Raw genomic sequence first — 21,700 nt, forward strand, 5'->3', positions numbered from 1 at the left:
GATGTTGAAACTTTCTGAAAACTCCCGTCCGGTTGTGGGTATATCTCCCGGTTTTGCAGGTCCTGATCCTTCGCGCAAATTTGCGCAAGCGGGCCGTATCGTATTCTGTGATTTGAATTACACCGAAGGCGTAGAAAACGCCGGCGGAATGCCGTTCTTGATTCCATTCACTTCCGACCAAGAGCAGATAGAACGTGTTGCTGATCATATTGACGGACTCGTTCTAATCGGTGGGGTGGACGTTCACCCAAAACATTATGGCCAGACGCTCGAACCGACGGAGCAGCAGCCGGTCGATGAACGCGATGAATTCGAATTCCGCTTTCTCGATGCTTTTTTGAAGCGCGAGAAACCGATCTTCGCCATTTGCCGGGGTTTTCAAGTCATCAATATCGCGCTCTGTGGAACTCTGGTTCAAGACATTCCCTCCAAGTTAGGGCCGGTTCATCACCTGCAGACTCCGGGTTCGCAAACGGTTGCACACCAAGTGACGCTTGATCAAGGTAGTATGATACACAAGATACTTGGCGAGACGTTGATTGACGTCAATAGTTTTCACCATCAGACCATTGACAAGTTGGGAAATGGGCTGCGCGCCGTCGGAAGGTCGGAAGAGGGTTTGATAGAAGTGTTTGAACACGAATCACACCCTTATCTGATCGCCGTGCAGTGGCATCCGGAAAGAATGCGGAACTCAGAACAGCAGAAAATGCTGTTCAATGATTTTGTCAAGGCTTGCAGTCGTGAACAGCTCGAGCTGGTTAGCTGAAGCTCTTCCTGCTTTTCGCAGCCTGAAGAAGGCCATCGCGAAAAAGGACGTCGCTCCAGTGATCATGCTGGGCGGTACGGAGGAGTATGCACTCGGCGAAGCAAAAGATCTGGTGCTTGAGTATCTTTTGCAAGGCGCATCAGCGGACTTTGATTTCTTTGAAGCGGAAGCGTCCGCAGTCAGCGCAGGCGACTTGAATGAGCAGTTGGTAGCTTTGCCGATGTTCGGCGAGCGGCGCGTGGTTGTTCTGCACGATCCGGAAAGCGGCCGGAAAGATGAAGCAAAGCAGAATTTGCTGAAGCGCTACGCAGCGAACCCATCGCCGACGACAACGCTCTTGTTTGTGCAGCCGCTTGAAAGAAGGCCCAACAAGCGTGAGCAGGCCGCGTTGCAGAATACTCCGAATAGCTATTGGTTCTTTGATCTAAAGAGCGATGAGATTGCAAAGTTTATTCGCAGCTTTGTCACTGACAGCAAGAAATCCATCGCAAGTAACGCCGTAGATTATCTGATTGAGAGTTCATCGTCTCAGCTCAGAGACCTGAAAGCCAAACTGGACCATCTCGTACTTTACTCAGGGGTTGAACAAGAGATAACAATTGAGATGGCCATGCGCGCCACGGGAATCACGGCTGAAGTCGACATGTTCGGCTTTGACGATGCTCTTTTGGACGGGAATGCCTCCCGAGTATTAAGAGAGGCCCGCGAGCTGTTGGACAAAGGCATGGAAGAATTAGCTCTTTTGGGTCGTTTGCGTTCGACCATATCCAGAATCTGGATTTGCGGTGGATTGGCCGCACGGCGGGCAAGTGACGACGAGTTCCGCTTAGTCCTTGGTGGGCAAGTATTTAAAAAATCAAGTTTTATTAGTGCATCAAGACGAATTGGTGACCATCAAGTACAAGACTTGCTTTTAAATCTCCTTCAAATAGAGATGCACGCAAAATCAAAATCCTCATCTGTAAGGCCATTTATGTTCGAGTGGTTGTGGCTGGCTACGGCTGGAAAAAAGACCGGAACCTCCGGAACCTTGGCTAATCAATGGGAGTATGTCAGGTAGGCGATGAACGACAAGCCGATAGCGTCGCAAACCGACGAAGAACTTATAGCCGCGTTTCAGCAGGAAAATGCTGCGGCATTTGACGAGATTGTTCGTCGGTATCGTGACCCGCTCTATAACTTTGTGGTCCGGCTGCTGGGGGATACCCTCTTCAGCGAGGACGTGGTTCAGGAGACCTTTGTACGGGTCTACCGGAACAAGCACCGCTATCACCAGGTGGCGAAGTTTTCGACATGGATCTATACGATTGCGTCGAACTTAGCCAAGACCGAATTGCGGCGGCGCAAAGTTCGAAATTTCTTCTCGATCAGTTCCAAAGGGAACGAAGAACGCGACTACGACATTCAAGATCAGGGCGTCGACGTCGAGAAGGAAGTGGATGGAAGAGTGCGTACGGAACTGATCCTTCGCGAGATCGAGAAACTTCCGTATCATTTTAGAGAAGCCGTCTTGCTCAGAGACGTGCAGGATCTCTCATATGAAGAGATAGCAGAAGTGTTACAGGTGCCGCTAGGTACCGTCAAATCTCGGGTGAACAGAGGGAGAACCCGCTTGCAACAAGTTTTAAAGTTTTTGGCGAACGAGGAGTCAGATCGTGACTAATTCCGACAACAACGCGATGAATCATGGAAATGTGGAAACGGAAATCAGCCGGGACCACCAGAAGGTGCGTGACGCGTTGCGATCTCTGCCCAAAGCAAATTGTCCTGTAGGTTTTGATTTTAGACTTGAACGCAGGCTTGCCGGCAACCCGGTAGGTGGGACACGCTCCGGTTGGAGCATGGGTTGGTTAGGAGCCGGAGTAGGCTTCGCCACCGCGATGGTGATTGCAGTATTTGTATTTAACTTTGGTTCTATTCCGGGAGTCAGCCCGGCGAATGTCGCGGGAACGCCCTCGCAGGTGAAAACCAGCGGCGCACCGATTGAACAGCCAGCTGAAATGGCCAAGTCCAATGAGACGCCTGCGCAGTCCACAACGATTGCCGAAGAGTCTGAGCAGCTTGCATCCAAGCAGGACACCAGTAAGGACAAGACCAAGCCGGGAACGTTACCCGAAGGTCAGTATCAGACGGTAAGTGGTTCCGGCGGAAGATAAGTTTTCCGAATCGAGTTCTAAGAAAACGGCGACTTGTTGGGTCGCCGTTTTCTTTTGAAGGATGAAGGCGGAAGGATGAAGGATGGCGGAAAGAATTAGGGACAAAGGATGAAACTGTAAATCCCAAATCGAAAAATCAGATTCCGGCCGGGTTGCGGAAGACCTTAACCCGGCTCGGCGATCAGGGGCACCCGCAGCGGGTGCCGCCGCGAGTAAATCGTGAAGGCGGAGTTCAGATTCCGGCGGGGAACCGCTACGCTAAATCACTTCACTGCGTTCGAGCGCAGGCCCCGCTCGGCGAGTAGAAGTATGAAGTCAGGATCCCCCCTTAATCCCCCCATTTCTGCGGCAGAAATGGGGGGAGATCAGAGAAAAGTCTGGACAAGTTGACTTTTTGAGTTTGCGAAAGTAGATTGCAGAAAACAGGCAATCACACTTCTGAGGCCGTTATGAAACCGCGAATTTCATCTGCATTCAATCTTCTGAAGCGGGTGGGGTTCGCGGTTTTGGTTTTTTGGGGAAGGATGACTGCCCATGCCCAACAGATCATTTGGGAGCGGGACGGTGAAGGGGACAGCTCACGGTACGGTCGAGAGATTCTGCCGTTGGGTGATCAAAATCTGGATGGGTTTGATGACTTTGCTGTGCAAGCGTTTGGAGTTGGTCCGCAGGGTACGGAGAACGGTGTTTGGATTGATTTCTTTCATGGCGGCGACCCGTCGAGTACGGAACCTTACCTACGTATTGACACCCCACCGGACGGAATTTGGACGGGGGATATTTGGACGTTGGATTTCAATGGGGACGGGTTTACGGATGTCATGCTGACGGGTAATATCAAGATCTATTTCGGTGGTCCGGACATGGACACCATCCCGGATGTCGTCTGGAACGGACAACGAAGAGATACAGAAACGTCAAAGTACCCCATAGGCGATTTCAATGGCGATGGATTTGATGACTTCGTCCGGTATGATGGCGTTATTGGGGGGGGGGCAGCACGGAGATATTTTTTGGTGGACTGCCGTTTGATACGATTCCGGACCTTGTCTTACACAGCGGAGCGCTAATTCAAAAAGCTCTACCTCGCACACACAGAGACTTGAATGGGGATGGAATTGACGATTTCATTACAGCCGTGTATGGCGGCAATACGACGCGGATGTATGTCTATCACGGAAGTATGTCACCCGATACTCTCCCGGATCAAGAAGTCCCCGTAACAGGCCAGCACACACACATTGATATAGTTCCCGATTTGAATGGCGACGGTAAGGACGATTTGATTTTGTTTGGCGGAGGTGGTCCGGGCAGTTACAATGTGTTTCTCGGCGGTGATTCAATCTCTTCATATCCGGATTTCACTTTGGACACGGCTTGCGATCTGATTCTCGACGATGCGCGCAACTACGGTGCCGAGATTGCCGGCGCCGGAGACTTCAATCACGATGGAATCAATGACGTGTTGATCGTAAACCCCACGTGTCCCAATTGGGGAATCGGGAGTCTGTATTTGGGTTACCACTGGCTGAATGAGCAGCCGGTTTGGACGATCTGGGGGCGTCAGGCTCCCTACAATCTGATTGGGATTCGTTTTGCGGCGGGCGTTGGTGACATTAACCATGATGGCTTCGACGACGTGGCCTTTGGCGCTTTCAACAATGACTTCGACGGTTGGCGCGGGCGGGCCGTTGTACTTGCGGGTCATGCAATGCAAGTCCCGGTGGAGGAACAGCCTGTCGAGCTGCCTGACGAACTTGACGTGTCGGTCTATCCGAATCCATTCAACTCGACTGTAAGCATTTCACTTGAAGCGCCGCTTCATTCTGAAACAAAAGTTTCGCTCCACGATCTACTTGGCCGAGAAGTCGATGTGATTTATCGCGGTAGACTTGCGGCTTCAACGATTTCATACACTGCGCCCGCTGCGCTTGCGAGTGGAGTTTATTTTGTGCGGGCGATTTCGGGAGTGCAATCGCAGATGGCGAAGGTGGTACTGCTGAAGTAGGGACATCCATTTCCCCGCGTCGGCACCCGCTGCGGGTGCCCCTTTGCCGGGCGACTCGAGAGCTTGAATGATGACGTGCAAAAACGCTTTCGATTTGCGCTTGGCTTTTGGGATATGCTTGAATAGATCCTTACAGAGGATGACGGAGAACGTGGCGCATTGCGGGTCTGGAGACCCACAACGGCGAACAGAGGGGTTCTTCACTTCGTTCAGAATGATGACGTGCAAAAACGCTTTCGATTTGCGCTTGGCTTTTGGGACATGCTTGAATAGATCCTTACAGAGGATGACGGAAGGGAAGAGGTGGTACCCGGGGAACTTGCGGGGGATGTGGCGGGTTAGACTTGACATGGGCAATGAAAACAAGTATATTCCCAGTTGTCGAAAATCCCGAAAGGAAAATATAAATGGCAAAGAAACAGACCTTTACCGACAAGCTCTCGAAGAAGAAGGGCGCCGGTGCCGCGCACTGCCCGGTTTGTGACGAGATTTTTCACCCCGTTCGTGTCCGTGAATTCGTGACCGTAGGGGGCCGCCGCAACCAGACCACCAAGATGGTCAAGGTGTGCAAGTGCAATCAGACCGAGGTGTACGGTTAAGCCGATTCGTCTCTTAGTCGCTACTCGTAACGCGGATAAGCTCCGCGAGATTCAGGAGAAATTCACGGGGGTGCCCGTGAAACTCTTGAGCCTCGCGGAGTTTTCATCTCTTCCCGAAACCGTCGAGGACCAGCCAGACCTGATCGGTAACGCGATTAAGAAAGCAACGGAAGCTGCCCGTGGTACGGGACTTTGGGCGATGGCGGATGACACCGGACTGGAGGTCGATGCACTGGACGGAGCGCCGGGAGTGTACTCCGCAAGGTACTCAGGCCCCGGTGCAACCTACGCCAGCAACTGTGAAAAACTCCTGAGAGACTTGAGTGAAGTTCCCCGCGACAAACGGACGGCACACTTCAAGTGCGTGATCGCCCTCAAGACAGACGATGGGCTTTACTGTGTCGAGGGAATCCTGCTTGGCCGAATTGCCGAGACAGGACGAGGCAACAAAGGCTTCGGCTACGATCCGATCTTTGAGCTGGAAGATGGAAGAATGCTCGCCGAACTCGAAATGGCCGAAAAAAACCGCCTGTCCCATCGAGGACAAGCGGTAGACAAGATGAAGAGGTTGTTGGAATTTTTATTGCTCACAGATTCCGGCGGGGAACCGCGCTGACGCGCTTAATCCCCGCTCGGCGAGACAATTAGAAGCTCACCATAGTTTCGATGCGCACGGTGCGGTAGGTCTCGCCGTTAGCATAAGTCACGCGGTGATCGTATACCAAGTTGACATTCGGTGCAAGCGCAATGAAGAACTTGCCACCGTAAATCGTGCCGTCTGAGAGCTTTTCGAAGAATTCGGGCCTGTTAGGTTGATAGAAGTAGCCCGCGATTTTGCGCAACCGACTGAGGTTTTGGGGTGGAGTGGCGGCCGCTTCACCGTAGAAGGTCTTGCCGCTTGGATAGTTGGGGCCGTGCATGTCCAATGCCCAAGCATAAACATATCCGATATCCGTAAGAGAAAGCGTCAAATCTCCGTAGATACCTTCCGCTTTTCCGAGTCCCGCCAAACGGGACTCTTTTGTTTGGTAGTCAAACGTCGAATCTTTGGGAACGACTTGCGCGCGCTCCAGTTCATAGGAGTAGTCGAAATAGTCGCCGATAAACTCCTTTTCATAGCGGCGGTATTCGAGTCCGACCTCTACAGGTCCCAGCACCGATCTCGCTCCCGGAAACGCCCAGCCCCAACCGTAGTCGAGCGTCTGAGCCGCCTGCGCGTAGCCCCACAAGGAGAAATTCTTTGCTTTTGCCACCGGAAAACCTACATCCACTCCGGTCAGCATAACGCCATCTTTTTTGTCACGATAATCGCCGGGCAAGTGATAGATATCCGGCAGATATCCCCATTCAATCATCTGCTGGATTTGATCTGCGCTCAAAGTGTCCATGATCTCTTGGACGCGGACACGGTCATTGACGTCACGAAACAAATCTAACCTGTCCGGAACGCCGTCATCATCGGAATCATGCAGTCCGGCATATTGATTTCCGTCATAGCCGATTGATGCACCGAACACCGGACTGAATTTGATTGGCGGACGCAGGGCGACTCGTCCGGCGAAGAGCCCGGGCTCAGTGAACTCGCGGAAATTGTTCGTCATGCCTTGCCATGAAATCAATCCGCCTTTTCCGTACTCGCCCTCTACATAGGCACCGACGCGCTTGATTTCCGGATATTGAATCGTGTTCGCATAACGGTGCATGATGATGCCGTAGCCGATCGTGACATTATCGAGCGCGCCGACGCGCATGTATAGCGGATCACCGGGTGCGCCGTAACGAATGTAGTAGACCTTTTCGATAGCATCTTCGGGCTCATCCCATTCGTCTTCTTTGAGATTTCCCTCTTCATCGACGCGAAGCGTTAGGTCCAAGCCCACTCCCCATTTCCCCAAAGGAACATCGGGACGAAGGCCGAATTGCTGATAGAGCTTGCCGTTGATAATGACCATGCCGATCGTGCCATTCCAGCGGATCTTGTTCCCTCCTGTGGCGCCGCCTCGGAAGGGGGGATCAAAGGCAGGATCGAGCACCTCCTGAGCCATGCCTCTCAAAGGGACAGCCAGTAAAATGGCAAGCAAGCAGAGGTATTTGATATATGGGGCCATAGTCGTGGTTAAGTTACGTAAAACAGCGAGGTTTGTCAAGTGTTTCAGATGCGAAATACTTGCATTTTCACGTGGTAAAGTGTATATTTACAAGCTATGGCAGGAATGGTATATCTTGACAACGCAGCAACTACGCAGCCCGATCCGCAAGTGATCGAGGCTATGACGCACGCGCTTTCCGACGGCTGGGGAAACCCTTCTAGCGTCCATGAACATGGCAAGCGCGCCAAGATGCTGCTTGAAGAAGCTCGCGTTCGAATTTCTCGGTTGGCGAACTGTCATCCAGACGAAGTGTTTTTCACGTCCGGAGGAACGGAAGCTGATAATTGGGCGATTCAGGGAGCACTGGCGGCGAGTGATAAGTCAAGCAAGCACGTCGTGATCACGGCATTCGAGCATCATGCTGTCTTAGACGCGGCAAAAGCCGCGGAAAAATCCGGCGTAGCACTAACCGTCGTTCCCGTGTCGTCAAACGGCGTTGTGGACCCGCAAGAAATTGAGAAAGCTCTCCGACCCGAAACGGTAGTTGTTTCAGTAATGCATGTCAACAACGAGTTGGGAACGATCCAGCCGACACACGAAATAGGTACTTTGTGCAATCGTTCGAAAGTTCAGTTTCACAGCGACTACGTCCAGAGCTTTGGTAAGCTCCAGCTTGATTTTGCAAGTTTACCTGTAGATATGATTTCGATTTCCGCCCACAAGATTCACGGCCCCAAGGGAGTAGGCGCGCTTATCATACGCCGCGGAACAAAGCTCGCCCAGCATCAGTACGGCGGCAGTCAGGAGCGCGGCCGCCGCACGGGCACGGAGAACATTCCGGGCATAGTGGGATTTGGCAAGGCGGCCGAACTGTGTGCTGAGCGGATGAAATCTGATTGCAAACGAATTGTGGGGCTTCACGACAGGTGCGAACGCGAACTCAAAGCGAGAATACCCGGCCTGTTCGTCAATTGTGAAGAGACTCCGCGCGCCAAGAACATTTCAAACATCCGTGTTCCGGGCTGTGACGGTGAAGAACTGCTCATCGCATTGGACATGCGAGGGATCAGCGTGTCGACAGGAGCTGCTTGCAGCGCAGGCGCAACAGGCGCATCGCATGTCATGAAGGCACTTGGGTTATCCGTGGCCGACGCACGGTCGAGCATTCGAATTAGTTTCGGCCGTTTCAGCACGGACGCAGATGTGGATGAGTTGGTGACGGTCTTTCCCAGTATCGTCGAGAGACAAAGAAAAACAATGGCGGTGGTTTCATGAGAGCACAAACAGGGAATACTCGTTTGATCCTCGTAGTACTTTTTGTACTTGCCGCAACGCTGCTAATCTACTATTTGTTTGTTCGCGGAGGATCAGTCTATACCACGGAAAACCTGCGGCAGGAGCGTGCCCAACTCGTAAAACAGGACATTCAATTTATGGGTCGCGGAATTGACTACGCACACTACAATGTCATTGCCATTAGCGACAAAGGCGATACTGTCGTTGCTCAATACAGATTGCCCGCCGCCGAAAACAAGACGAAAGCCGTACTGTGGGTTTATGACGAATCCAACGCAGTTAACTTGAGCGACGCTTTGGACGACGTGACTCAAGCACAGTTTGCGGCCGTACTCGCTTTGAATATCCACGATTTCTTCTCGTACGACTCGAAGGGGAAGCCGGAAGAGTCGCGGGAGAACATCTGGAAAGGTCTCGCCAAGAGCAAACGAAGCATCGATATTTTGCTGCAGTTCCTGGGGAAGCATCACGTCAACGACACGACACAGATTTATCTCGGGGGATCCGGCGAAGCAACCACCGCCGTTCTTGCCGCTGCCGCTACTCTTCCGCAAAGGTTAGGTGGACTGGGAATAGTCAACTTAACTTCTTCCGCAAACAGCGGCGAATTGGCGAAAGCCCGTGAGTTTTCTTCGGCGGAAACGTGGACTGACCAAATTCACGTCGACCGGCTTGCTTTATTGAAGCCAGCCGGTGAAACCGAAACGGCACCTGTCTTTTCCCGCAAAATCGATCAAGTTTCGTTTGATGATTCGTTTGGCCCCAAATCAGAAGTTAGCACTATGGTTAAGTGGGTCGTTGGTGCTGACACATCGCGAGTCAGCTTCACCGCCGATTCAACAAAAGTCCGTACAACCACCGTTACAATGAGATAAGATGTCCGTCGAATTGCCAACCATCCTCACAAACAAGAAGACAACTGTCAAGGAGACGGTAGCGATTGCAATGTCCGGCGGAGTAGATAGCTCTGTTGCGGCAGCATTATTGATGGAGCAGGGCTACGACGTGGTCGGCCTGACCATGCATTTGTGGACGGATGAAAAAGGCGAGGAAATGTCGTTGAACCGCGCGAGCGGCTGCTGCAGCATTACGATGGCGCAAGATGCACGCGCTGTAGCCGACCGCATTGGGTTCAAACATTACGTTTTGAATTTGTCCAAGGAGTTTCACGGCGCAGTGGTTGAAAACTTTGCCGGAGAATACCTGCGCGGAAGAACTCCCAATCCATGTGTACGCTGCAATACTTTCGTGAAGTGGCAAACTCTGCTTGAGCGGGCAGAACGACTCGGATGTGATTATCTTGCCACAGGGCACTATGCGCGCGTCGAACGCAACGTTGACCGCGCAATGCTTCGACGCGCGAGTTATCCTGAAAAGGATCAGTCGTACGCTCTTTGGGGTCTGTCTCAGCGGAGTTTGGCTCACACGTTGTTTCCGCTCGGTGATTTACCAAAATCAAAGGTCCGCGAACTTGCCCGCAGCTTGGACTTGGTGACGGCAGACAAGCCCGAGAGTCAAGATATTTGTTTCGTTCCGGATAACAACTACCGCCGTTTCTTGCAGGATAATTTCCCGTCGCAATTGAAAGTTCTCGGCGGCGGCGAGTTTGTCGGTCCCGACGGTCGGTCCATGGGAAGACACGACGGGATTGCCAATTTCACGGTTGGGCAGCGCAAGGGACTTGGGTTGTCTGCAGGGCGACCGCTCTATGTTACGCGGATTGATCCGGCGACCGACCGTGTTTTTGTCGACTACGATGAGAACTGCGCAAGTTCGCAGGCTTTCGGTCACGACACGAATTGGGTATCCATTGCCGAGCCCAAAGAACCCGTGCGCTGCGACGTGAAGATCCGCTACCGGTCGGATGCCGTGTCCGCAACCGTTACACCTCTTGCGGGCAATTGTGTGAAAATTGAGTTTGACGAACCTGTGCGGGCCGTTACGCCCGGTCAGTCTGCGGTGTTTTATCGAGAAGATTATGTACTCGGTGGAGCCATTCTTTCGGGAACGGAAGGAGAAGAACAATGAGCAAAGCAGGAGCTTTTCCGCGCGTCACTGCGCCGCAAATCGTAGCGTGTAAAGCGGAGGGTCGTAAGATTGTTGGCCTAACGGCCTACGACGCCGTGTTTGCAGGTCTTGAAGAAGAAGCGGGAGTGGATTTTCTGCTCGTAGGCGACAGTGCCGGAAACGTAGTCGCCGGTCATGCCACGACTCTGCCAATGACCATGGACGCCATGTTGTTTTTGACTCGATGCGTTTCGCGCGGTACTTCTCGTGTGATGGTGGTCGCAGATATGCCGTTCGGCGCATTTCAGGTTTCCATTGAAGACACGCTGCAAAACGCGATTCGCTTCCTGAAAGAAGGCGGTGCACAAGCCGTCAAGATGGAAGGCGGAGGCTATTTGATCCCCACGGTGAAGCGGTTGGTTGAAGCGGGCATCCCGGTCATGGGACATTTGGGGTTGACACCTCAGATGATCAATGTCTTTGGCGGCTATGGAGTCAAAGCGACCACTGAGAAAGAAGGCAAACAGCTTCTGCTCGATGCGCTCGCGCTTGAGGAAGCGGGCTGCTTCGCGATTGTGCTTGAGAAGATTCCGGCGGCATTGGCCGAGAAAGTCTCAAAACAGCTCCGTATTCCGACCATCGGAATAGGTTCCGGAGCAAAATGCGACGGTCAGATTCTCGTGAATTATGATTTACTGGGAATCTTTGACAAGTTCAAACCGAGATTTGTTCGTCACTACATGCAGGGCGCCGACCTGATTCGCAATGCAGTGACCAGTTGGGTGAACGATGTGCGTGAAGGATCGTTTCCGGCAAAGCACGAGTCCTATGAAACACCGGAACGAACGGATAATGAGAAGCCGGTAAAACGCAGCCGAAAATCCTGACGTGAAACTGCTTCGAACTCGCGCGGAACTCATTTCGGAACTTGAACCGCTTTGGCAGTGTGCGGCGCGCATAAGTCTTATTCCTACAATGGGTGCACTGCATGAAGGTCACCTCAACTTAGCCAGATTGTGTGGCCCGTGCGACATACGTGTCATGTCGATCTTTGTAAATCCGACGCAATTTGCACCAAACGAAGATCTTTCACGCTATCCCCGCGATCTCGAACGCGATTTGTCCCTTTGCGAGCAAGAGGGATTAGATTTCATATATGCTCCGTCGGCAGACGAAATGTATGGCGGCGCTTCGAAAATCGAAATTGACCCGGGCATGCTTGGAAGTATTTGGGAAGGCAAGGTTAGACCTACTCACTTTCGCGGAGTCCTGACTGTTGTGGGAAAGCTCTTTCATCAGGTGAAACCTGACGCAGCGGTCTTTGGCGAAAAGGACTTTCAGCAACTGATCTTGATTCGAGCAATGGCGGAGGCACTCGATTGGCCGGTGGCTATTATTGCGGGTCAAATCATTCGCGAACCTGACGGGTTGGCGATGTCCTCGCGGAACCGTTTTCTCAAGCATGCTGAACGAAGCCAAGCGACCGTCTTGTATCGCGCGCTACGTGCCGGCCAAGAGATCATCAAAAACGGTGAATCAAGATTAGAATTAGTCAAAAATGTGATGTCGGAAGTGGTCGCAGGAGCCCCTCAAGTTTCCGTGGACTACCTGACAGTGGTGGACAGTAGGACCCTGAAGGAAAGTGCGATTATTGGGCCCACAGGGCGCCTCATCGGGGCCATCCGCATAGGTAGTGTCCGGTTGATTGACAACCTCCCAGCAATTGACGCAAGTTCGGAACTTTCAACAGTCTGAAGAAGTTTTTCAAGTGAGTGAACACAGTTTTGCGGTTGTGATTATGGCGGCGGGGAAAGGCACGCGAATGAATAGCGACCTGCCGAAAGTTCTGCATGAAATCGCCGGAAGGCCGATGATTTTGCGTGTGCTGGAGACGGCGGAAAAACTCGGCGCCAAGCAAAAAATCGTGGTAGTCGGCCATAAACGTGAACTGGTCGAATCCTCCGTCCGGGGTGTCGCGGATGCGACAGTCGTCCAAGACCCGCCTCTGGGTACGGGACACGCCGTACTTCAAGCAGAGGAGGCCGTGTCCGCCGTATGCGATGATGTCTTGATCCTCTCCGGAGACGTACCGCTTCTTCAGGAGACGACCCTGCGCCAACTTTTAGACTCTCACTGGGCATCTGAAAGCAACTTAACCGTACTATCGACGACCGCACCGAACCCCTTCGGTTATGGTCGAATCATCAGGGATCTTGACGGGATTTTCACTGGGATCGTTGAAGAGAAGGATGCGACCCCCGAACAAAGAAGTATAAGTGAAATAAATAGCGGTGTTTACGTGGTAAATAGGGAGGACTTGTTTGAGGCCCTCCACAAAGTGACGCCAAACAATGCCAAGGGCGAGTACTACCTGACCGACATTGTTCGAATCATGGCAAACGCTGGCAAGGACACTCAGGCCGTAAATTGCGCGGATTTCTCAGAGCTTCAGGGCATCAATACCGCCGAAGAACTTGCGCTCGCTGAGGCAGCTTGGTTAGCCCGGCGGACGGCCTGAGATATTGATTATTATGATGTTTGTGCATATCTTACCTAATCTTGGGAAGAAGTTGGAGAGACCTATGAGGTCACTTGTTTCTTGGGTGGTTTTGGCGGCAATGCTTTGCGCGATCCCGACGATGGCGCAATTTAGAAGTCAGCCGACCAGCGGACAAACGTCCGAGTACCTTCGTGATCATCAGCAGAACATCGGACTAAGCTCAGTCCGTGGTTTGCTTGATCCGTCACGCATGCACATGTCGCATCAAGTGAGCTTTGGATATGCGAACGGCGGCGGAACAAGTGTTTCACGCGGGCTGTACCTCAACCGAATTGATTATCAACTCTTGAAACCGCTGTTTTTGACGACTCATTTGGGTTATCAATTTCAGCCCAGCGGACCGGCGGAGTGGAATCCCGCGAATACGGGCAATGATTTCGTCGGCGGTGCCGATCTGACGTGGGTGCCTTCGAACAATTCGATTTTTCGATTGTCCGTATACAAAGGAATGAGTCCATACCGCAGTTGGGGGAGTCCGTTTTATGGCGGATACGATTACTCGCCGTGGGCATTTCCGGGAAGGCCGTGAGTTGAGCCCGAAGATATCCGCACAAGCCGCTCTCTCAATTTGCCCGCCGCATCGGTTGGCCACATTAAGCGACCGAGAGTCCTAAGTTCTCGGTCATTTTTTTGAACGGTGTCCAAGCGCTTTTATCCGACTCAAGATTTCGCACACGCAAAAAAAACGCGCAAATTTCCACGCTGGCCGTGGTACGGATTTGCCGCGCTGCTTTTGGTTGCGGCTTTTTGGATTTCGAGCGGAAGTGACTGGACTGGTGAGTCGAGTCCGCGCGTCAGACCGGTGCGAGAAACCATCGCTTCGACGGAAACAAGTTCTCAACTTGCAAGCATTCAGCCTGCCGACACGGGAGAGTACGACTTGTCGGTGTCTGTAGATTCAATTCTGGCTGCAAATGCGGATACTGTTTCGCCGGACACTATTCACGAGGAAGTTCCCGCTTCTCAGAAAGAAATCAAGAAGAAGGTAGCTGCCGCAAAACTGCCGTCAGTTACACTTTTCAACGGCTGTGGTGTCAAAGGAGTAGGGAAGAGGGCCAAGGCGGCACTTGAGAAAATGGGATTTGACATCGTCGAGGTTCGCAACGCGCGCAGCTTTGAATATGCCAAGAGTGAAGTCTTGGACCGACGGGAAAGCAGAGCCTACGGAAAAGTGTTGGCGGATTCGTTGGGAATTCCCGTAGATCTTGCGGCGTGGGACACGACTCGCAGCGACAAAAACGCGGACGTATCTTTGATTGTCGGCGCGGACTATAGAAAGCTAAAATGGAAACTTCAGTAAATAACGACGGAGCAGTCGTCTGAGCACGGTTCGTCCTTTTGATTTGGCCAAATATGCAGCTTTGGCCGCACTTGAAAAAAAAGCCGAGCAAATTCGGATACTCGATCTGACTAAGCTCGATACGGTGACCGATTACTTTGTGATTTGCACCGGAGAAGTAAACCAGCAAGTAAGAGCGATCGCTTCGCACATCGAAAAGAGCGCCCGCTCTGAACTTGGTGAGCGCCCGATTCATACCGAAGGCTACGATTCGTTGAACTGGGTATTAATCGATTTCGTCGACGTTGTGGTGCATGTTTTTCGTCCGGTGTCACGAGAGTATTACAGGCTTGAAGACCTGTGGAGTGACGCCGACGTGATTGATCTCACGGACGACGGAGAGTTTGTTGTGTCTTCGGTTAAGGGGAAGGCTCCTAAAAAAGCTGTGAAGAAAACCGTTAAGAAGGCAGTCAAGAAGAAGTCAGCAGCGAAAAAGACTTCAGGCAAGAAAACGGTCAAGAAGAGCGCAAAGAAAGCCAAAAAGAAAGCGCCGGGCACGTCGGTCAGTAGAACCCGTCCGAAGAAGACTGTCAAGAAGACAGCGAAGAAGACGGCGAAAACTCCGGCCAAGAAAAGCAAGGCGAAGAAGGCTTGAAACGCGCGCATTTGCATGTAGCCTCTGCGGTCACGGATGCGTTGGCGCGACTTGGTGTAGAATCTCCCGCGGTGACAATTGAAAAACCGCGCGACAGCACGCACGGCGATGTTGCGACCAATGCCGCGCTTGTTTACGCCAAACAACTGAAGAAGCCGCCGCGGCAAATTGCCGACGCAATTGTGGCCGAAGCGAAGTTGGACGAGACTCTCGTGAAGTGTGAAGGGGTCGCCGGGCCGGGGTTCATAAATTTTCGCTTTGCGGACGCATACTTGCAATCGATTGCGGCGCTTGCTCTGAACAATAGCCAGACATTCGGCACGACGAGCGACTTGGGAGACCAAAAACTCTTGATCGAGTTTGTCTCGGCCAATCCAACCGGGCCGTTAAATGTCGTGAGCGCTCGTGCGGCGGCAGTGGGCGACAGCCTGACCAGAATCTACCGTTCGCTGGGAGCCTCTTGCGACGCCGAATTCTATGTCAACGATGCCGGCAATCAAGTGGAATTGCTCGGACAATCTGTGTTTGCAAGACTTCTCACGTTGCTCGGATATCCGACCGACATTCCCGACGGCGGATATCACGGTGACTATATTTTGCGAATAGCGAAGGAGTACGGTGAAAAAGCTGACCGCAATGACTTAGAGAAGCTGCTTGAACCCATCAAAGACGGGAAACAAGCGAACATCTTCGGTGCAGAAGTCGTAAAAGAGCTTGGCAAACTCGCCGTCGAAAAACACATTGGAATGCAAAAAAAATCCCTCGAGGGGTTTCGCGTTTCGATGGACCGTTGGTTTCGTGAAAGTTCTCTTCGTGAATCGGAAGCTGAATGGGAAGCCTATCGCGCATTGGAAGCCCGCGGAACGATCTTTGAAAAAGACGGGGCAAAATTTGTCCGTACGTCAGAGTTTGGCGACGGTCAAGATTGGGTCGTGGTTACGTCACAAGGCAAACCGACTTACTTTTTGCCGGACATTGCTTATCACTGGGACAAGTTTCGCCGCGGTTACGATAATATCATCGATATTCTCGGACCGGATCATCATGCTTACATAACGAAGATGGCCGCCGCGATGTCAGCCTTGGGAGAAGACCCGAAGCGTCTCGAAATCATGCTTTTGCAGCACATCAATTTGCTGCGCGACGGTGAGCCCGTGAAAATGTCTAAACGTGCCGGGCAAATAATCGAGATGGACGAATTGGTGGAAGAAGTCGGTGTCGACGCTGCACGCTATTTTTTCTTGTTGCGACGCACTTCAACGCCGCTGGACTTCGACATAGAGCTTGCGAAACGCCAATCGGACGACAATCCTGTTTTCTACGTGCAATACGCACACGCTCGCATCGAATCAATTTTCCGGCGGGGAGAACTGCAGGCACCGAATACGCCGTCTCATCTCGATCTGCTCACTCATCCAGAAGAGCTGACGCTATTGCGCAGACTGCGCGAACTGAGTGACGTGTTGCTTGAATGCGCGAATGCGCGTGATCCGCACGCGCTCACAAATTGGCTGCGCGAAGTCGCGGCGCAGTTCCATCGATTTTATCATCATTGCCGGGTGTTGACGACGCCCGACGAATTGCAAACGGCGCGACTTTGTCTATGTCGTGCCACTCAAATTGCTTTGCAGCGCGGGCTTTCCGTCTGCGGAGTATCAGCACCCACGGAGATGTAATCTTGGCAGCTAAAGGAACGAAGAAGATTCGCAGATTGAACGGAGCGCCGTCGCCGGACGTGGTCGTCGTAGGCAGCGTCGCGATTGACGTTTTGCATACACCAAGTGTCGAAGGAAAAGTTGTGCTTGGAGGTTCGGCATTTCATTTTTCGAATGCCGCGAGCAGGTTTGCAAAAGTCGGCATGGTAGGAGCCGTCGGAGAAGACTATCCTTTTGAACAAGCGGAGTTCCTGCGCCGTCGCGGCGTGGATTTCCACGGAGTGGAAGTGGTCGATGGCCAGACGTTTTTGTGGGAAGGCCGGTACCACGAGGGTTTTCACACTCGCGAGACGATCCGCACTGAACTTGGCGTATTCGAGCACTTCTCGCCAAAACTTCCCGAAGCCTACCGCGAACCCGAGATTCTTTTTCTTGCCGCCATCGAACCGCGCTTGCAGTTAGACGTTTTGAAACAAGTAAAGCGCCCGAAGCTCGTCGCGATAGATACGTTCAAACTTTGGATCGATATTGCCCGCCATGATTTCCTGAAAGTTTTGAAACAAGTTGATCTGCTTTTCGTCGACGAATTTGAAGCACGATGGCTTACTGAAGCGACGAGCCTAACCGGCGCCGCACGCGAGTTGTTGACCATGGGGCCGAAGTGGGTGATCGTCAAGAAGGGCGAAAACGGCAGCTTCCTGATGGGACCGAACGGGATGTTCATGTCTCAGACCTACCCGGTGAAGGAAGTCGTCGACCCGACGGGAGCCGGCGACTCCTACGCGGGAACGCTGCTTGGTTACCTTGCTGCTTGCGGTGAAATCAACGACACCAACATCCGCCGCGGAATGCAATGGGCAAGTGTAATTGGTTCTTTTTACGTTGAAGGTTTTGGACCGGATGGACTAAAGGATCGCACTCGGCAAGAGCTCATCAAACGTCACGGTGAATTGGCGGCGATGACGCGGGTTCCATGAGCAAGATAGTACCGCTCAAATGGCTGAACGGCGAATTGCTAATCCTTGACCAGCGCAAACTTCCCGGACAAGAAAAGTGGATCGTGGCAAAAAAGGCCGAACACGTCGCCAAAGCTATCGAGTCGCTGGCGGTACGGGGCGCGCCTTTAATTGGAATCGCGGCAGCGTATGCCGTGGCATTGGCAGCTCAATCGAGAAACGCGACGCACGCTTCAATGTCAGACGCGATCGAACGACTTAGGGTAACGCGGCCGACGGGATACAATTTGTTCTGGGCACTCAAGCGCATGGCAGAGCGCATCGAGTCCATGAAGTCTATCTCGGCGCAAACAATTTTGCGGGAAGCGCGCCTTATTCATCGAGAAGACGCGGACGCCTGCATCAGAATGGGGGAGTTCGGAGCGGCCCTAATTGCTAAACCTGAATCGGTTTTGACGTACTGCAACACGGGAGCGTTAGCGACAGGTGGGATTGGCACAGCGCTCGGGGTGATACGTACTGGATACAACAAGAAAGTCGTGCGCGAGGTATTCGCCTGTGAAACACGTCCAGTGGGACAAGGAGCGCGTTTAACCGTTTGGGAATGCGCGAATGACCACATTCCCGTTACGCTCGTATGCGACAACATGGTCGCGGCTCTGATGTCGGCAGGCAAAGTGCAGCGGGTCTTCGTCGGTGCGGACCGTATTGCTCGCAACGGAGACGCGAGCAACAAGATCGGAACGTGCGGCGTTGCAATGCTTGCGCATCAATTCAATATCCCGTTCCACGTCGTCGCGCCAAGTTCTACTTTCGATAGCAAACTTAAGTCCGGCAATGAAATCATCATTGAAGAACGCAATCCGGCCGAGATAGTAAATGCGACCCCGGGTTTGGCGAAAGTGAAAGGCGTAAAGGTGTGGAATCCTGCCTTTGACGTGACGCCTAACAAGTTTATTACTTCTATTATCACGGAAAAGGGCGTCCATTTGCCGCCTTACCGATTTCCGGGATGATCCAACCATGTGGAAAAACAATTTGTCGAGACATAGCATGAAACGCACATTCATTCAATTTGCATTGATTGCAGCAGTCATTTCTGTTGCCTACGCGGGAGTGGCTTTCACTTCTGCGAAGATTTACAAGAAGCAAGGCGACTTCGCCAAGGCCATGGAGTTTTACGATCAAGCGGCGGTTGAAGAATCCGACAATCTTGACGTATTCTTTGAACGCGGCGAGCTGCTCGGTATGATTGCCATGGAACCCGCCAACATCGGTCTTAGAAAGAAGATTGCCGGCGATGCTGAGAATCCTCAATTGGCCGTGATCAAGATGATGCTTTCCGACTTCGACGTCTTACGCGCAAAAGAGGACGACAAGAAGGCTAAGAAGCACCTCAAAGACATAGATAAGATCATTGAGGGATATTGGTGGGATTTCTATAGCATTGCCGTGGATGCCGATTCAATCTACCGTGCAAAAGCGGAGTCTGGAAACACTGAAGGAATCGAGAAAGACATCACGAAAGGTCTCGCCGCAGCCTCGGTGGCGAACTTACTTGATCCGAACAACTGGAGCAGCAGGTTTGTCTATGCTCAATTGAAAGGCTATCAAGAAAAGGATTCGTCTTTCGTGGATGCGTGGCAAAACGCGATCATGGCGTTGGAAGGTTCTGAACTCAAGAAGAAGGAACCCGAAAACTTCGGCAACAACATGCGCTATGCGAACTTGCAGTTGATTCAGTACTACTACTCGGGCGAGGACTATCTGAACACACTTCGTATCGCGGACAGATTGTTGTCAAACGAGCCCGGATTGATCGACGCCGTACAATACAAAGCGTACGCTCTCGCCACCCTGGCCAATGACGAGAGTCGTCCTGAAGCCCAAAGAGATTCTTTAAAGCACGTCGCCCTTGAGGCGCTCACGCACGCCAAAGATTCTAACCAAGACGACGAAAACATTGTCTACTATATCGGTCAATTTAATTTGCAGCTGAAAGACACGGCCGCGGCTTTGACGGCGTTTGACGAGTACCTTTCTAAAGTTCCGGATGACGGCGTCGTTTTAGCCATTGAAGGCGTCATCTACCTTGAAGGCGAGAAATTCTCGGATTTGAACAAGGCAATTGAAAAACTCAGGGCCGCGAAGGAAGCTGATCCCGAGAATGGCGCATTCTGGACGAATTACGGCATTGCATTGCTGCGCAACGGACAGAATGAAGAAGGAGCCGCCGCAATGGCAAAGGGCGCGGAGCTTTCCGAGAATTGATGTAAACTGAACGATCAGATGTCCACGGACGAAGAGTTGCGCATACCGCGTCACGTTGCGGTGATCATGGATGGGAATGGTCGCTGGGCAGCGTCGCGTGGACTGACAAAGGTTGCAGGGCACAAAGAAGGCGTCAAATCGGCTCGTGAAATCGTCCGCGTCGCGGGTGAGGTTGGAATTGAATATCTTACTCTTTACACGTTTTCAACCGAGAATTTTCGCAGGTCGAAGATTGAGGTCGATGCGTTAATGACGCTTTTGATCACAACGCTTGGCAAAGAAGTCCGCAACCTAATGGAGAATAACGTCAAGCTGACCGTAATCGGCAAGCTCGATCAAGTTACGAGCGGGACACGTAAAGCACTTGAATCCGCCGTCAAGAAGCTGTCTGCCAACACGGGCCTTCATTTGGTTCTTGCCATTGCCTACGGATCAAGACAAGAAATCGTCGACGCAGTGAACAAGCTCTTGAACTCGGGCGCGGCATCAGTCGACGAACAATCATTGTCCGGAGCATTGTATACCTCGGAGATTCCTGATCCGGACTTGGTTGTACGGACATCCGGAGAGTTTCGACTGTCGAATTTCTTGATGTGGCAAGCAGCATATGCGGAAATCGTCGTTTCTCAGACATTGTGGCCCGATTTCCGCCGCGCGGAGTTTATGAGCGCGTTGCGAGAGTACTCAAACCGAGAAAGACGATTTGGAGCGCGACCTACATGAGTGTACAAATCGATTGGGAAACCGAACTTAGCGACGCGTCGTTCGGGTTGATGCAGATTAAGCCGTATCCGGTTTCATCGCCAACGACTATCGATGCTTTGGCCGCGATTATTCGGATGTGCTCGGAAGCGAACTGGCGAATTTTGCCTCTTGGAACAGGAAGCTCGTTCCCGGAAAACTTCGCGCTAAAGTCTGATCGTACTTTTGCGGTCGCTTCTTCAAGGCTTCGCGAAATGTCACGGCTATCGAATGGCCGTGTCTATTGCCAGCCCGGAGTTTCTGTCAATAAGGTTTTGCTGGGGGATTCGTCGGTACAGCGCAAGACTATCGGCGGACTGATTTGCGGTTCAGGTGATTTGGCAACGCGAAACGCGGCGAAGTCATTTTGGCAAACCGTGCAGTGTGTAGAGCTAATCGACGCGAAGGGGCACACGGTTTCGCTCACTGGGCCCGCTTCGGCGCAGCAGCCATTGAGCGCAAGATCAGCGATGCTCTTGGAGTCGCGCGGCAAGGCGGGCTACATTGTTGGCATCGAGTTTTGTGCCGACGACTTGCCGCTTGATCTTGGTCACAAAGTGCTTGGAGCTTCGGCCGCGGAGAATCTTTCGTCACCGGTCAGCCGGCAACTGAGTTATCGGGGATCAGACGCGCTCTCGCTTTTTGATTGGTAGAATGT

General features: G+C 52.3%; 23 protein-coding genes and 1 pseudogene. 23 read left to right on the forward strand and 1 reads right to left on the reverse strand.

Features of this window, described 5'->3' with window-relative positions:
* Position 1: 1 nt before the first annotated feature.
* The 8 genes from H6507_03545 (at position 2) to rdgB (ending at position 6,148) form a co-directional block, all read left to right on the forward strand.
* Positions 2-769: a gamma-glutamyl-gamma-aminobutyrate hydrolase family protein gene (locus H6507_03545; protein MCB9368166.1), complete on the forward strand. Its 768-nt coding sequence runs from the start codon at positions 2-4 to the stop codon at positions 767-769.
* On the forward strand, positions 744-1,829 hold the full coding sequence (gene holA / locus H6507_03550) for a DNA polymerase III subunit delta (protein MCB9368167.1): 1,086 nt from the start codon (positions 744-746) through the stop codon (positions 1,827-1,829). The genes H6507_03545 and holA overlap by 26 nt, the downstream gene beginning before the upstream one ends.
* Before the next feature lie 3 nt (positions 1,830-1,832).
* The gene (locus H6507_03555; protein ID MCB9368168.1) at positions 1,833-2,432 is read left to right on the forward strand and encodes a sigma-70 family RNA polymerase sigma factor; all 600 of its coding nucleotides are present in this window, start codon (positions 1,833-1,835) and stop codon (positions 2,430-2,432) included.
* Complete coding sequence (locus H6507_03560) at positions 2,425-2,925, forward strand: hypothetical protein (protein MCB9368169.1); 501 nt, start codon at positions 2,425-2,427, stop codon at positions 2,923-2,925. The genes H6507_03555 and H6507_03560 overlap by 8 nt, the downstream gene beginning before the upstream one ends.
* 449 nt (positions 2,926-3,374) lie before the next feature.
* On the forward strand, positions 3,375-3,995 hold the full coding sequence (locus tag H6507_03565; GenBank protein MCB9368170.1) for a hypothetical protein: 621 nt from the start codon (positions 3,375-3,377) through the stop codon (positions 3,993-3,995).
* Positions 3,996-4,027: 32 nt separating this feature from the next.
* On the forward strand, positions 4,028-4,933 hold the full coding sequence (locus tag H6507_03570; GenBank protein MCB9368171.1) for an FG-GAP repeat protein: 906 nt from the start codon (positions 4,028-4,030) through the stop codon (positions 4,931-4,933).
* A 407-nt stretch (positions 4,934-5,340) separates the two neighbouring features.
* On the forward strand, positions 5,341-5,532 hold the full coding sequence (locus H6507_03575; GenBank protein ID MCB9368172.1) for a hypothetical protein: 192 nt from the start codon (positions 5,341-5,343) through the stop codon (positions 5,530-5,532).
* Between the two features lie 4 nt (positions 5,533-5,536).
* Positions 5,537-6,148 (forward strand): RdgB/HAM1 family non-canonical purine NTP pyrophosphatase, encoded by a 612-nt coding sequence (rdgB, locus tag H6507_03580; GenBank protein MCB9368173.1) that lies wholly within the window; start codon positions 5,537-5,539, stop codon positions 6,146-6,148.
* Positions 6,149-6,176: 28 nt separating this feature from the next.
* Here the strand turns inward: rdgB and H6507_03585 are convergent, their stop codons facing one another.
* Positions 6,177-7,577, reverse strand: a complete 1,401-nt coding sequence (locus H6507_03585) for a hypothetical protein (GenBank protein MCB9368174.1) — start codon at positions 7,575-7,577, stop codon at positions 6,177-6,179.
* Between the two features lie 159 nt (positions 7,578-7,736).
* Here H6507_03585 and H6507_03590 point away from each other — a divergent pair, with 159 nt between their 5' ends.
* The 15 genes and pseudogenes from H6507_03590 (at position 7,737) to H6507_03660 (ending at position 21,695) form a co-directional block, all read left to right on the forward strand.
* Positions 7,737-8,897 (forward strand): cysteine desulfurase, encoded by a 1,161-nt coding sequence (locus H6507_03590; GenBank protein ID MCB9368175.1) that lies wholly within the window; start codon positions 7,737-7,739, stop codon positions 8,895-8,897.
* Complete coding sequence (locus H6507_03595) at positions 8,894-9,793, forward strand: hypothetical protein (protein ID MCB9368176.1); 900 nt, start codon at positions 8,894-8,896, stop codon at positions 9,791-9,793. The genes H6507_03590 and H6507_03595 overlap by 4 nt, the downstream gene beginning before the upstream one ends.
* A gap of 1 nt (position 9,794) precedes the next feature.
* Positions 9,795-10,946: a tRNA 2-thiouridine(34) synthase MnmA gene (gene mnmA / locus H6507_03600; GenBank protein MCB9368177.1), complete on the forward strand. Its 1,152-nt coding sequence runs from the start codon at positions 9,795-9,797 to the stop codon at positions 10,944-10,946.
* On the forward strand, positions 10,943-11,812 hold the full coding sequence (gene panB, locus H6507_03605; protein ID MCB9368178.1) for a 3-methyl-2-oxobutanoate hydroxymethyltransferase: 870 nt from the start codon (positions 10,943-10,945) through the stop codon (positions 11,810-11,812). The genes mnmA and panB overlap by 4 nt, the downstream gene beginning before the upstream one ends.
* Position 11,813: 1 nt before the next feature.
* On the forward strand, positions 11,814-12,680 hold the full coding sequence (locus tag H6507_03610) for a pantoate--beta-alanine ligase (GenBank protein ID MCB9368179.1): 867 nt from the start codon (positions 11,814-11,816) through the stop codon (positions 12,678-12,680).
* 13 nt (positions 12,681-12,693) lie between these two features.
* Positions 12,694-13,443, forward strand: coding sequence for an NTP transferase domain-containing protein (locus H6507_03615; protein ID MCB9368180.1), 750 nt, complete (start codon positions 12,694-12,696; stop codon positions 13,441-13,443).
* A 64-nt stretch (positions 13,444-13,507) separates the two neighbouring features.
* On the forward strand, positions 13,508-14,014 hold the full coding sequence (locus H6507_03620; protein MCB9368181.1) for a hypothetical protein: 507 nt from the start codon (positions 13,508-13,510) through the stop codon (positions 14,012-14,014).
* 108 nt (positions 14,015-14,122) lie between these two features.
* A complete protein-coding gene (locus H6507_03625; GenBank protein MCB9368182.1) occupies positions 14,123-14,785 on the forward strand; it encodes a LytR C-terminal domain-containing protein in 663 nt (220 codons plus the stop codon).
* 19 nt (positions 14,786-14,804) lie between these two features.
* Positions 14,805-15,143: pseudogene (rsfS, locus tag H6507_03630) on the forward strand (ribosome silencing factor).
* Between the two features lie 272 nt (positions 15,144-15,415).
* A complete protein-coding gene (locus tag H6507_03635) occupies positions 15,416-17,095 on the forward strand; it encodes an arginine--tRNA ligase (GenBank protein ID MCB9368183.1) in 1,680 nt (559 codons plus the stop codon).
* 2 nt (positions 17,096-17,097) lie between these two features.
* Entirely contained in the window at positions 17,098-18,051 is a 954-nt protein-coding gene (locus H6507_03640; protein ID MCB9368184.1) for a sugar kinase, read from the forward strand.
* The gene (mtnA, locus tag H6507_03645; protein MCB9368185.1) at positions 18,048-19,046 is read left to right on the forward strand and encodes an S-methyl-5-thioribose-1-phosphate isomerase; all 999 of its coding nucleotides are present in this window, start codon (positions 18,048-18,050) and stop codon (positions 19,044-19,046) included. Before H6507_03640 ends, mtnA begins: the two co-directional genes overlap by 4 nt.
* Positions 19,047-19,083: 37 nt before the next feature.
* The gene (locus tag H6507_03650; GenBank protein MCB9368186.1) at positions 19,084-20,301 is read left to right on the forward strand and encodes a hypothetical protein; all 1,218 of its coding nucleotides are present in this window, start codon (positions 19,084-19,086) and stop codon (positions 20,299-20,301) included.
* Between the two features lie 18 nt (positions 20,302-20,319).
* Entirely contained in the window at positions 20,320-21,024 is a 705-nt protein-coding gene (gene uppS, locus H6507_03655) for a di-trans,poly-cis-decaprenylcistransferase (GenBank protein MCB9368187.1), read from the forward strand.
* Positions 21,021-21,695, forward strand: coding sequence for an FAD-binding protein (locus H6507_03660; protein ID MCB9368188.1), 675 nt, complete (start codon positions 21,021-21,023; stop codon positions 21,693-21,695). Before uppS ends, H6507_03660 begins: the two co-directional genes overlap by 4 nt.
* Positions 21,696-21,700: the final 5 nt, after the last annotated feature.

The organism is Calditrichota bacterium, from assembly GCA_020637445.1.
GTDB lineage: Bacteria > Electryoneota > RPQS01 > RPQS01 > RPQS01 > JABWCQ01.